Below are 12,789 nucleotides of genomic sequence, written 5' to 3'. Positions count from 1 at the left end.
TGTGTAAAAATGGAACATAGAAAACAGCAGGAGGTAACAGAAATGGCAGTTTTGGAAAATTTAGAGCCAAAGAGAGTTTTTTATTATTTTGAGGAACTGACAAAGATTCCTCACGGTTCAGGCAATACAAAAGCAATCAGTGACTATCTGGCAGACTTTGCCAAAGAAAAGGGGCTTCGCTGTATTCAGGACAAAAGCAACAATGTTGTAATTTTTAAAGAGGCGTCCAAAGGATACGAAAATGCCCCTACTGTAATGCTGCAGGGGCATATGGATATGGTATGCGAGAAAAAGCCGGAGAGCAACCATGATTTTACAAAGGATCCTCTTCGCCTTGGCATTGATGGGGATTTTATCTATGCAGAGGATACAACCCTGGGAGGCGATGATGGCATTGCTGTGGCTTATGCCCTGGCAATTTTAGAGGACAATACTCTGCAGCACCCGGCTTTAGAGGTAGTAATTACTGTAGATGAAGAAATCGGGCTTCTGGGTGCGGCAGCGCTTGATACTGCGCCTTTAAAGGCAAAATATCTGCTGAATCTGGATTCAGAGGAAGAGGGATATCTGTGGGCTGGCTGTGCAGGGGGCATGACGGCTGTATCAAAGCTTCCGGTAAAATATCAGGAGTATACAGAGAAAAAATGGAAAATTACGGTTTCCGGTCTTATGGGCGGTCATTCCGGTGCAGAGATTGACAAAAACCGTGCAAACGCTACCATACTGCTTGCCAGATTTCTCCATGAGGGAAAGGAAAAGGCAGAGTATGCCCTGGCTGAGCTTTGCGGAGGACAGAAAGACAATGCCATTCCAAGAAAGGCAGAGGCTCTGGTACTTGCAGGCGAAGAGGACGGAAAGACTTTGTGTGCATATGCAGAGAGTTTTACAGAAACACTGAGAAAAGAATATACAGGCAGTGACGAGGGGATTACCGTAACTGTGGAAGCAGCAGGGGAAGGAACAGAACCCGTGCTGCATCCCGTAAGCCAGGAAAAGGTTCTGTTTTTCCTTCTGCATTATCCAAACGGAATTCAGAAGATGTGTGGATTTATTGAGAATCTGGTGGAAACTTCCTGTAATCTGGGCGTTACCTGTCTGACACCTGAGGCTCTGTACGGAACAGCCAGTGTACGAAGCTCTGTAGGAAGCGCAAAACAGGCTCTGGCAGATAAAATTGCGTATCTGACCGAATTTTTAGGCGGCAGTTTTGATACAGAAGGAGATTATCCGGCATGGGAATACTGTCAGGATTCTGCCCTTCGTCCTGTTATGGTAGAAGTGTTTAAGGAAATGTACGGAAAAGATCCAGAGGTCAAGGTGATTCATGCAGGTCTGGAATGCGGTCTGTTTTATGAAAAGATTCCGGGACTGGACTGTGTATCCTTAGGACCTGATATGGAAAGTATCCATACCACAGAAGAAAAACTTTCTATTTCCTCTGTAGAAAGGGTATGGAAATATCTTCTGGAAGTATTAAAAAGAATAAAATAAAAAGAGTCATAAATTCCTCCGTAGGCACATAGAATGATATGTATGGGTAAGAACTGTGGGCAGACGGGGGGATTTTTTTGCGAAAATGGCTGCTATGGCTGTGCTTTTGCCTTTTTTTGAACTGCCAGATAACCGGAGCTTTAAGGGAATCGGTTTCCCTGCAGGAGCTGCGGGACAAGGGGCTTCCTACAGAGAGATTTGAACAGTTGAAAATTTCTCCAGAAGAGATGCAGCTTTACGGAAACTTTTGGGAGGATTTGCAATGTTTCCCCGTGGCAGGGAGAAAAGGGGAACAGAGTCAGCAGTTTTTCTTTGAAAATTCCTGGTATCAGAAACGGAATTTTGGAGGCGAACGGTTTCATGAAGGCTGCGATATTTTCGGGAAGGAAGAAAAAAGCGGATATTATCCTGTTCTCAGCATTACGGACGGCGTAGTAGAGCAGATTGGCTGGCTGCCTCTGGGGGGATATCGCATGGGAATCCGCAGTCCAGGAGGCGGATATTTTTATTATGCACATCTGTCCTCTTATGCCGGGGATTTTGAAAAGGGAGAAAAAGTAAAAGCCGGAGAGGTACTGGGTTTTCTGGGAGATACGGGATATGGAGAGGAAGGAACCAGGGGGAAATTTCCACCGCATCTGCATTTGGGTATCTATGTACAGACACCAAAAGAAAAGGAGCATGCTTTAAATCCGTATCCGGTACTGCAGTTTTTACAGAACAGGCAGAAAAATTTTTTCTATTAAAAAGAAAAAAAATATGCTATACTTTATGGATATAGTTAAGGAGTAAGGTTTTATGGAAATACGTTTATGGCGCGAATTGCTGATTCCCTATGAGCTTGCGGTGAAAGAGCTGGTTATGAAATTTAATCAGTTGAAGAAAGAACACAGGGAAAAGGATTTATATTCTCCCATTGAGCAGGTAACAGGCAGAGTCAAATCAATTAACAGTATTCTGGAAAAAATGCAGAAGAAGAGCATCTCCTGGGACGAACTGGAGGAGAAAGTGGAGGATATTGCGGGGGTCCGCATTATCTGTCAGTTTTATGAGGATATTGAAAAGGTGGCAGAACTGATCCGCAGGCGCAGCGACATGCAGGTGCTGGAGGAAAAGGATTATGTGACCCATATGAAGCAAAGCGGATACCGCAGCTATCACATGATTATTCTGTATGCCACAGAAACTCTGGAGGGACGAAAGGAAATCCGGGCAGAGATTCAGATTCGCACACTGGCAATGAATTTCTGGGCAACTATTGAACATTCCCTGCAGTATAAGTACAAAGGAAATATGCCCGTACATCTGACAAAAAGACTGAGTCGGGCAGCAGATTCTATACTGCAGTTGGACGCAGAAATGTCTTCCGTGCGGAATGAGGTTATGGACGCACAGAATTCCATGTTGCATCAGTCCAATCTGGTGGCAGACATTTTAAATATAATATAGAAAATCTGTATCACTATTCCAATAAACGGGAAGTGGCAAAAATACAGGAGGAATTTTACCGCATTTACAGAGCCGGGGATTTGGAACAACTGGAAAGGTTTCATAAGGAACTGGATATTCTGGCAGAAGGGTATCGGGCACAGGCTCTTACATATGAAGAGATAGAGGAAAATTAGCACATATGATAAGATTACCGAAGGATTACGAACAAGAGATGCGCACACTTTTGGGCGAAGCGTTTAAGGAGTATGAAAAGACTTACGAACAGCCGGTTCGCCAGGGGCTGCGTTTGAATACAGGAAAGCTTACAAAAGAAAAGTGGGAAGCACTGGCTCCTTTTGGAAGAGAACAGATTCCCTGGATAGAGAATGGATATTATACAGATGACGCGAAGGAGCTGGCACCCTCCAGACACCCTTATTATTTTGCAGGGCTGTATTATCTGCAGGAGCCAAGCGCCATGACCCCGGCCAGCCGTCTTCCTATACAAGAAGGGGACTATGTGCTGGATTTGTGTGCAGCACCGGGAGGAAAAGCAACGGAGCTTGGCGCAAGACTGAAGGGAACCGGGTTTCTTCTTGCCAATGATATCAGCAACAGCCGGGCAAAGGCATTGCTTAAGAATCTGGAACTTGCAGGTCTGTCCAATATTTATGTGACAAGTGAAGACCCCAAAAGGCTTACCGGAAAATTCCCGTCATTTTTTGATAAAATTTTAATTGATGCTCCCTGTTCCGGGGAGGGCATGTTTCATAAAGAGCCGAAAATGGCAGAGTACTGGGAAGAAAAACCCCCTGCATATTATGCCGGGATTCAGAAGGAACTGATTTGTCAGGGGGCGCAGATGTTAAGGCCGGGAGGCATGCTTTTATATTCCACCTGTACCTTTTCCAAAAAGGAAAAACGAAGAGGTGATTGCCTATCTTCTGGAATCCTGTCCGGATATGGAAGTGATGCAGCCAAAATGGTATGAAGGCTTTACAAAAGGTTTTCCTCTGGCACATGCTTCCGAGGAAATAAACAGACAGCTGTCCCTCTGTATCCGTATTTTTCCTCATAAGATGCCGGGAGAGGGACACTTTGCCGCTCTTCTGAGAAAAAAAGGAGAAAAAGCCCAGAAGGAAAAAACAAAGGCAGAGAAAAAGAGCGCCACAGAGCTTCCTAAGGAGGCAGAAGAGTTTTTAAGGTTGGTGTCTCTGGACTTTTCTGAAGGAAGCTTTTATACAGAAAAGGACAGACTGTATTTTCTGCCGGGAACGGTCAGGCTTCCGAAGCTTCGCTATTTAAGAACCGGACTGTTTTTAGGGGAAAGCAGGAAAAAACGCTTTGAACCCAGCCAGGCGCTTGCCATGGCGCTGTCACCAGATACCTTTGCTTCCTGTATCTGTCTTTCCTCTGATGATGTGCGGACTGTGAAATATTTAAAGGGAGAAACCATAGAAGTATCTGATTTAAAGCCTGCCAAAGAAAAGGGCTGGCAGCTTGTATGTGTGGACGGCTTTGCTCTGGGCTTTGGCAAGCTGGAGCGTGGAATTTTGAAAAATAAGTATTATGCAGGGTGGAGATTACAGTAATGGGAAAAATCAGACTGGATAAATATCTGGCAGACATGGGTATTGGAACACGATCGCAGGTCAAGCAGCAAATCCGAAAAGGCGGAATTTCCGTAAACGGAGTGTGCGTCAAAAGCCCGGAGTACAAGATTGATACAGAAAAAGATCAGGTGGAAGTACAGGGGAAAAGCCTTTGCTACGAAGCCTTTGAATATTACATGTTGAATAAACCAAAGGGCGTGGTGTCTGCCACAGAGGATAAGTGGGAGAAAACAGTGTTGGATTTGCTTGTTTCCAAAAAGAGAAAGGATTTGTTTCCGGTGGGACGTCTGGACAAGGATACCGAGGGACTGCTTTTGATTACCAATGACGGTATGCTGGCGCATGAGCTTCTGGCTCCTAAAAAACATGTGGATAAGACGTATTTTGTAAAGCTTGCAAAGCCTGTTTCAGAAGGGGATTTGAAACAGCTGGAAAGGGGCGTGGACATCGGAGAGAAAGAAAAGACCATGCCTGCAGAGGCAAGAAGACACGGACAGGAACCAAAAGAAGTGTTTCTGACGATTCGGGAGGGAAAGTTTCATCAGGTAAAGCGAATGTTTCAGGCAGTGGACAACGACGTGGTGTATTTAAAACGTCTGTCCATGGGCAGTCTGGAACTGGACGAGAGGTTAGCTCCGGGAGAGTACCGGGCTTTAACACAGGAAGAAACAGAAAGGTTGAAAGAACATGCTTGAGAAGATAAAAGCCGTTATTTTTGATTTGGACGGTACACTGGTGGATTCTATGTGGCTGTGGAAGACCATTGATATGGAGTATTTGTCTGAAAAGGGCGTTGCAGTCCCTGAGGATTTGGATACCTTTCAGGAGGAGCTGGAAGGTATGGGTTTTACAGAAACCGCCATGTTTTTTAAGGAGCGGTTTCAGATAGAGGATTCTTTGGAAGAGATTAAGGATACCTGGCTTCGTATGTCCAGGGATAAATATTGTAATGAGGTATCTTTAAAGCCAGGAGCACTGGAATTTTTAAAGGAATTAAAGCAGCGGGGAATTTCCGTGGGAATCAGTTCCAGCAACAGCAGAGAGCTGATTACGGAAGTTTTACGGGCGCATAAAATAGAGGATTATTTTGATTGTATTACTACCTGCTGTGAAGTGCCGAAAAGCAAGCCTGCCCCTGATGTGTATTTAAAAACGGCAAAAGGTCTGCATGCAGAGCCGCAGAAATGTCTGGTTTTTGAGGATGTACCCCTGGGAATTCTGGCAGGGAAAAATGCAGGTATGAAGGTCTGTGCCATAGAGGACGCTTACAGCAAAAAACAGGAAAAGCAGAAACGGGAGCTGGCAGACTGGTATGTGCTGGATTATTTTGAAGTTCTGGAAAGAGAAGGACAAAAAGGAGCGTGTGTATGAGCAGAGGATTTTTGCCGGTAACCAGGAAGGAACTGGAGGAAAAGGGCATCTGGCAGCCGGATTTTGTCTATATCAGCGGAGATGCCTATGTAGATCACCCCTCTTTTGGCGCTGCAATTATCACCCGGCTTTTGGAAAGTCAGGGATATTCGGTGGGCGTTATTGCCCAGCCGGACTGGAGGAAAAAGGAGAGCATTGCCGTGTTTGGAGAGCCGAGGCTGGGATTTCTGGTTTCTGCGGGAAATATGGATTCCATGGTGAACCACTATACCGTGGCAAAAAAACACAGGAAACAGGACGCCTATTCCCCGGGAGGCCAGATGGGGCTGCGACCGGACAGGGCTGTGACGGTTTACGGAAATCTCATTCGTCAGACGTATAAGGACACCCCGGTAATTCTGGGTGGCATTGAGGCTTCTCTCCGGAGAATGGCTCATTATGATTACTGGTCAGATACTATGAAACGTTCCGTGCTTCTGGATTCCGGAGCAGATTTGATTTCCTACGGAATGGGAGAACACAGCATTTTGCAGATTGCCCAGGCGTTAGATAAGGGGATTCCTGTAAGCTCTGTTACCTTTGTGCCAGGAACGGTTTACAAAACAAAGGAGGCACCTAAAAAAGGGATTGTGCTGCCTTCTTATGAGGAACTTCTGGCTTCCAGGAAAGCTTATGCAGAGAGCTTCCGGACACAGTATGAAAATACAGACCCCTATACAGGACAGGTATTGGCAGAGTCTTACGGAAGCCGTGGTTTTGTGGTACAGAATCCTCCGGCCAAGCCGCTGACTCAAAAGGAAATGGACCGGGTATATGACCTGCCTTATATGCGAACCAGTCACCCTATGTATGAAAAGCAGGGAAAAATTCCTGCAATGGAGGAGATTCAGTTTAGTATTACCAGCAATCGTGGTTGTTTTGGGGGCTGCAATTTTTGTGCCCTGGCCTTTCATCAGGGCAGAATCGTGCAGACCAGAAGTCACACATCTATCCTAAAAGAAGCAGAGAGTTATAAGGAACAGCCGGACTTTAAGGGATATATTCACGATGTAGGCGGTCCCACCGCAGATTTTCGTCACCCGTCCTGCAAAAAGCAGATGACAAAGGGTATCTGTACCAATCGGCAGTGTTTGTTTCCAAAGCCCTGTAAAAATCTGGAGGCAGACCATGAGGATTATCTGGAGCTGCTTCGGAAGCTGCGGAAGCTGCCGGGGATAAAGAAAGTGTTTATCCGTTCCGGGATTCGTTTTGATTATGTAAATGCAGACCCTTCTCCTGTGTTTTTGCAGGAGCTGGCAAAATATCATGTCAGTGGACAGTTAAGAGTGGCTCCAGAACATGTGTCCGACCAGGTGCTTTATTATATGGGAAAGCCAGAGCATCAGGTTTATGAGGAATTTTTAAAGAAATTTCAGAGGGCAAATGAAGAATCCGGGAAAAAACAGTTTGTGGTTCCCTATCTCATGTCCTCTCACCCGGGCTGTACCCTTGCGGAAGCGGTTAAGCTGGCAGAATATGTGCGGGATATGGGCTTTATGCCGGAGCAGGTGCAGGATTTCTATCCTACGCCTTCTACCATGTCTACCTGTATGTATTATACGGGAATTGACCCGAGAACCGGGAAAGAGGTATACGTTCCCAAAAGTACAAAGGAAAAAGCCATGCAGAGAGCTCTTTTACAGTATAAAAATCCAGAAAACTATAATCTGGTAAAAGAGGCTCTTTTAAAATGCGGAAGAAAGGATTTAATCGGCTTTGACAAGAAGTGCCTGATTCGACCGCGAGGCGGACAGAAGCAGGACAGAGAAAAGGCTTCGGATTTCAAAAGGCAGGGAACAGAAAAAAAGGACAGAAGCAGAAAGAAGAAGTCTATAAGAAATGTGCATAAAAAGAAAACTGGAAAAAGGTGATGACATGAGAAAAAACATTGCCATAGTGACCGGAGCCTCCTGCGGTATGGGACGGGAATTTGTCCGGCAGCTTGCCAAAAAAGAGCCTTGTATAGAGGAAATATGGGCAGTTGCCAGGAACAGGACAGCTTTGGAGGCGCTGCAAAGAGAAGTTTCCAGTGTGCGGATTTTTTCCACAGATATGACAAAGCAGGCGTCTTTTGACAGTCTGAAGCTGGTTTTAGAAAAGGAAAAGCCGCATATTTCCTGGCTGGTGTGCAGTGCAGGAGCAGGGACGCAAAAAGAAGTGGCAAAAACCGAGTGCCGGGATTTGGAAAATATGATTCAGCTTAACTGTACGGCGCTCACCCTGATGACAAGGCTTTGCCTTCCCTATTGCAGGAATGGACAGATTCTTCTGCTTGCCAGTGGCGCTGCCTTTGTGCCGCAGCCTGGCTTTGCCGTGTACGCGGCGTCAAAGGCCTATGTGTTAAGCTTTGCCAGAGCCCTGAGGCGGGAACTGAAGGGGCAGGTGCGGGTGACAGCCGTGTGTCCCGGTCCTGTAGACACTCCGTTTCTGGACAAAATGGGTGGAAGAGAGCATATGCCTGCTTTTAAAAAGCCTTTTATTGCTTCTCCTCATAGTGTTGTAAGGAAAGCCATAAAGGACGGGAAGAAAGGCAGGGAGCTTTCGGTATACGGCATTTCTATGAGGGTGACGCAGATTTTCTGTAAGCTTCTTCCCCACAGAATCATGATAAACATCATGTATAAGAGCAAAAGAGGAGTGGATAGAGCATGAGTAAGACAAAGAAAAAAATCCAGAAAGGGGATTACGGATATATTAAAAGCCAGCAGAAAAAGCGGACACTGTATACCATACTGGCCTTTATTGCGCCTTTGCTGGTATTTTTTACAGGTTTATATATACACAGAACCAGAAATACGGTGTTTACCGTTGTGGCGGTTGTGGCCTGTCTGCCTGCCTGTAAGTTTGCAGTGGGCATGATTATGATGTATATGCAAAAGCCCATGAAGCAGGAAGACTATGAGCAGATTGAAAAGCATAAGAAAGGACTGACTTGTTCCTATGAGCTGGTTATTTCTGCTTATGAAAAACAGTCCTTTGTGGATTCTATTGCTGTGTGCGGCAACACGGTTGTAGGATATACCAGCAGGACAAAGACAGACACTGCCTTTGTAGAAAAGCACATTCAGGATATTCTTCGTCAGAACGGATTTTATGTGAGCGTGAAAATTTTTACAAGGCTGAATGATTATACAACCCGGCTGGATTCCATGTGGGAGCACAGAGAGTCTTTGGAAAAGGATATTAAATTCCGTCCCGATCCGTCAGAGCCGGAGCTTACGAGAAACGGGAAAATTATGCGTGTGATTCAGGCAATTTCCCTTTAGGAGAAAGTATGAAGCAATTAGTTATAAAAGAAATGGAAAGCGGACAGAGGTTGGATAAGTTCCTGGGAAAATATTTAAAGGAAGCGCCAAAAAGTTTTATTTATAAAATGCTTCGCAAGAAAAACATTACCTTAAACGGAAAAAAGGCAGACGGAAGTGAAAAGCTGCAGAAAGAAGACGTGGTGAAACTTTTTCTTTCTGAGGAAACCCTGGAAAAATTCTGCGGAACAGTGAAGCAGGGAGAAAAAACAGCCCTTGATATTGTCTATGAAGACGATCAGGTGCTTTTTATCAATAAACCGGTGGGTATGCTGTCCCAAAAGGCAGAAAAAGAGGACGTATCCCTGGTAGAATATCTGACCGGGTATCTGCTGGATACGGGAAGTCTGACAGAGGAGGATTTGCGTACCTTTCGTCCGGGTGTGTGCAATCGCCTGGATCGGAATACCAGTGGTCTGGTGGCAGCAGGAAAAACCGTTCAGGGACTGCAGGCGCTGTCCCAGTGCTTTCAGGAGCGAAGCATGCACAAGTTTTATCTGACTCTGGTAAAGGGTGAGGTGAGGAAAGCTGCCTATATCCGGGGATATCTCTGGAAAGATGAAAAGAGAAACCGTGTTGTCCTTTGCAGAGAGAAAAGGCAGGGAAGCCTGCCCATTGAAACAAAATATGAGCCCCTAGCTGTCTCAGAAACCGGAGATACCCTTTTAAAGGTACAGCTTCTTACAGGGCGCTCTCACCAGATCCGCAGCCATTTGGCGGGAGAGGGACACCCGGTTATCGGGGATTTTAAGTACGGAGATGCAAAAGTGAATGAAGTGTATCGAAGGAAATATGGAGTACAGCATCAGCTTTTGCATGCATGGAAGCTGGAATTTTCCCAAATGGAAGGCGCTTTAGAAAAGCTGTCAGGAAGGGATGTGACAGCGCCTGTGCCAAAGCTGTTTCAAGACGTATTAAAGGGGATAAAGATAGAGGAGATGAAGCGATGAGTAAACCATTTAAGGGAAAATCCCTGTGGAAGGAACTGTGGGAGTATGTGAAAATGATTCTTTTTGTTGTCATTGTGGTTTTAATCGTAGATAATTTCCTGTTGATTAATGCAGTGATTCCTTCAGAATCTATGGAAGAAACCATTATGACAGGGGATCGGATATTCGGAAACCGTCTGGCTTATCTGTTTGAGGAACCGGAGCGATTTGACATTGTAATTTTTAAATATCCGGACGATGAAAGCCAGAGATTTATTAAAAGAGTCATTGGACTTCCCGGAGAAACTGTGGAAATCCGTGAAGGAAAAGTGTATATTGACGGCTCGGAAACTCCTCTTGATGACAGTTTTACCCCGGAAACACCGGTGGGAGATTATGGTCCTTACACCGTGCCGGAAGGGTGTTATTTTATGTTAGGGGATAACCGGAATAATTCCAAGGATTCCCGTATGTGGGACAATCCCTATGTGAAAAAAGAAAAAATACTGGGAAAAGCAGTGCTTCGGTATTTTCCGGGTATTGAGGTTCTCAAGTAGAAAGGCGGCAGTATGGCAACATGGAGTTCCAGAGGGCTTCGCGGTTCTACCCTGGAGGAGCTGATTAACCGCACCTGTCAGCAGTATCGGGAGAAAAGGCTGGCGCTGATTCAAAAGGTGCCTACGCCTATTACTCCGGTTCGCATTGATCAGAGCAGCAGACACATTACCCTGGCTTATTTTGACCAAAAAAGTACGGTGGACTATATCGGGGCTGTACAGGGGATTCCGGTCTGTTTTGATGCAAAGGAATGCAACAGCGACAATTTTCCCCTGCAGAATATTCATGCCCACCAGGTGGAGTTTATGAAGGATTTTGAAGCCCAGGAGGGAATCGCCTTTCTGATTCTCTATTTTGCACACAGGGACAAAATCTATTACATGCCCTTTGAGCAGATGTATGGTTTCTGGCAGCGGGGACAAAATGGGGGATTAAAGCATTTTAAATACAGTGAGCTTGCTCCTCAGTGGTTTTTAAAAAGAACGGGGAGTGTGATGGTTCCTTTTTTAGAGGGAATCCAGATGGATTTGGAGAAACGAGAAGGAGATTTGGAAAAAAAGAAGAATTGACACCCGAAAAACTTTATGCTAAAATTTCGTAAAAAGTGAATTTTTTAACAAGCTGGATAAAGCAGTTTTGCATAACAGGCGGGAAAGGAGTGGACACATGAAGGGCAGAAGACGGATACTGACGTGGACATTTCTTTTCATGCTTCTTTTTGTGCAGACTGCTTTTGTTGGTACGCAGGAGAAAATATTTCTGCAGGTAATCCCAAAGGGACTGGAACAGCAGACCGGGGAAAGAGAACAGACGCTGACGCAGAAAAAAGCCAAGTTGCTTTTCCAGATAGTGAAAAAAGGAAAAACCACGACTTCTTCCTGGAAGCAGCAGCCCATCTGGCAGCAGACCGGGGGAAAAAGAGAAGGAAATGAGGACTGTGGTTACAGAATCCGGGAATACAGACGTCCCGGAAGAAAAGCAACCGGCGCTATGCAAAGTGGGTTACGGGCGCCTCCCAAGAAACAGGACATTACAGAAAGACTTACAGAACAGAAAAGGAGTACAAACGTATGAGAAATACCCACAGAGATAAGATTGTAGTCGTAGGAGCCGGAAATGTAGGAGAAGCTATTGCCTATACCTTAATGGTAAGAGTGCAGGCAAATGATATTGTCCTGATTGATGTAAATGAAGACCGGGCAAAGGGAGCAGCCATTGATATTGCCCATGGAACCAGCTTTCATAAGCAGGTCTGGGTAAGGCAGGGCGGCTATGAGGAGTGCAGGGACGCGCAGATTATTATTATCACAGCCGGAATTGCCAGAAAACCGGGGCAGACCCGTCTGGAGCTGGCAAAAACCAATGTATCTATTGTAAAGAGCATTACGGAAAATATTATGAAATATGCAGAAAACCCTCTGATTTTGGTAGTTTCCAATCCAGCAGATATTACCACCATGGCAGTTTTGGAAACCTCCGGACTTCCTGCAAATCGGGTAATCGGAAGCGGAACCTCTCTGGATACAGCCAGACTGCGTTATAACTTAAGCGCCAGACTTCATGTGAATGTAGAGGATATTCAGGCATATATCGTAGGAGAACACGGGGACAGTCAGGTGGCAGTTTTCAGTTCTGCAACGGTGGGCGGCTTTCCTTTAGAGGAATATGCCAGCCAGACAGGGGTTGTTCTGGATAAAGAAGAACTGGCAGAACATACCAAAAACGGCGGTGCAGAAATCATCGGCTTAAAGGGCGCAACCTTTTACGGTGTGGCAATGGCAGTTTCCACTATTGTAGAAACCATTATGAAAGACGACAGCGCTATTCTTCCGGTGGCACACAGGCTGGACGACAGCTTTGGAGCATGGGCAGGAGCCGTGGTATCTCTTCCTTGCCGGGTAGGCTGGGAAGGTGTTGAGGCAGCTTTTCAGATACCCATGAATGAGGAAGAAGAAAAAGCCATGAACCATTCCGTGGAGCTTTTGAAGGAGTTCTGGGTTCAGGTAAAAGAACAGTAAAACATAAAATACACATAGAAAAGGAGATTAAAAC

The 12,789-nt window shown here is 45.5% G+C and carries 12 protein-coding genes and 2 pseudogenes; all 14 read left to right on the top strand.

Translation table 11 applies throughout. The features are described from left to right. The first annotated feature begins 42 nt into the window (after window positions 1-42). The 14 genes and pseudogenes from DQQ01_RS09955 to DQQ01_RS09890 all read left to right on the top strand — a co-directional run bounded on the left by DQQ01_RS09955 (window position 43) and on the right by DQQ01_RS09890 (window position 12,755). Window positions 43-1,491: an aminoacyl-histidine dipeptidase gene (locus DQQ01_RS09955; protein WP_111920891.1), complete on the top strand. Its 1,449-nt coding sequence runs from the start codon at window positions 43-45 to the stop codon at window positions 1,489-1,491. Window positions 1,492-1,568: 77 nt separating this feature from the next. Further along, window positions 1,569-2,237, top strand: a complete 669-nt coding sequence (locus DQQ01_RS09950; RefSeq protein ID WP_242980305.1) for a M23 family metallopeptidase — start codon at window positions 1,569-1,571, stop codon at window positions 2,235-2,237. A 52-nt stretch (window positions 2,238-2,289) separates the two neighbouring features. Continuing rightward, window positions 2,290-3,116: pseudogene (locus DQQ01_RS09945) on the top strand (GTP pyrophosphokinase). Window positions 3,117-3,124: 8 nt separating this feature from the next. Then, window positions 3,125-4,514 (top strand): annotated as a pseudogene (locus DQQ01_RS18185) (RsmF rRNA methyltransferase first C-terminal domain-containing protein). Then, entirely contained in the window at window positions 4,514-5,230 is a 717-nt protein-coding gene (locus tag DQQ01_RS09935) for a pseudouridine synthase (protein ID WP_111919906.1), read from the top strand. The pseudogene DQQ01_RS18185 and the gene DQQ01_RS09935 overlap by 1 nt, the downstream one beginning before the upstream one ends. Continuing rightward, window positions 5,223-5,906, top strand: coding sequence for an HAD family hydrolase (locus DQQ01_RS09930; RefSeq protein WP_111919905.1), 684 nt, complete (start codon window positions 5,223-5,225; stop codon window positions 5,904-5,906). Before DQQ01_RS09935 ends, DQQ01_RS09930 begins: the two co-directional genes overlap by 8 nt. Further along, the gene (locus DQQ01_RS09925) at window positions 5,903-7,816 is read left to right on the top strand and encodes a YgiQ family radical SAM protein (RefSeq protein WP_111919904.1); all 1,914 of its coding nucleotides are present in this window, start codon (window positions 5,903-5,905) and stop codon (window positions 7,814-7,816) included. The genes DQQ01_RS09930 and DQQ01_RS09925 overlap by 4 nt, the downstream gene beginning before the upstream one ends. 4 nt (window positions 7,817-7,820) lie before the next feature. Continuing rightward, window positions 7,821-8,597, top strand: coding sequence for an SDR family NAD(P)-dependent oxidoreductase (locus tag DQQ01_RS09920; RefSeq protein WP_111920889.1), 777 nt, complete (start codon window positions 7,821-7,823; stop codon window positions 8,595-8,597). After that, complete coding sequence (locus DQQ01_RS09915; protein WP_111919903.1) at window positions 8,594-9,211, top strand: hypothetical protein; 618 nt, start codon at window positions 8,594-8,596, stop codon at window positions 9,209-9,211. Before DQQ01_RS09920 ends, DQQ01_RS09915 begins: the two co-directional genes overlap by 4 nt. Before the next feature lie 8 nt (window positions 9,212-9,219). Further along, complete coding sequence (locus DQQ01_RS09910; protein WP_111919902.1) at window positions 9,220-10,200, top strand: RluA family pseudouridine synthase; 981 nt, start codon at window positions 9,220-9,222, stop codon at window positions 10,198-10,200. Beyond that, window positions 10,197-10,736 carry a signal peptidase I gene (gene lepB, locus DQQ01_RS09905; protein ID WP_111919901.1) on the top strand — a complete coding sequence of 180 codons (540 nt, stop codon included), beginning with the start codon at window positions 10,197-10,199 and terminating at the stop codon, window positions 10,734-10,736. The genes DQQ01_RS09910 and lepB overlap by 4 nt, the downstream gene beginning before the upstream one ends. Window positions 10,737-10,748: 12 nt before the next feature. Further along, complete coding sequence (locus DQQ01_RS09900; RefSeq protein ID WP_111919900.1) at window positions 10,749-11,306, top strand: Holliday junction resolvase RecU; 558 nt, start codon at window positions 10,749-10,751, stop codon at window positions 11,304-11,306. Window positions 11,307-11,403: 97 nt separating this feature from the next. Then, window positions 11,404-11,811: a hypothetical protein gene (locus DQQ01_RS09895; protein ID WP_111919899.1), complete on the top strand. Its 408-nt coding sequence runs from the start codon at window positions 11,404-11,406 to the stop codon at window positions 11,809-11,811. Further along, window positions 11,808-12,755, top strand: coding sequence for an L-lactate dehydrogenase (locus DQQ01_RS09890; protein ID WP_111919898.1), 948 nt, complete (start codon window positions 11,808-11,810; stop codon window positions 12,753-12,755). Before DQQ01_RS09895 ends, DQQ01_RS09890 begins: the two co-directional genes overlap by 4 nt. Window positions 12,756-12,789 lie beyond the last annotated feature (34 nt).

Source organism: Blautia argi, from assembly GCF_003287895.1.
GTDB classification, from domain to species: Bacteria; Bacillota; Clostridia; order Lachnospirales; family Lachnospiraceae; genus Blautia; species Blautia argi.
This window is presented reverse-complemented; position numbering and strand designations above follow the sequence as displayed.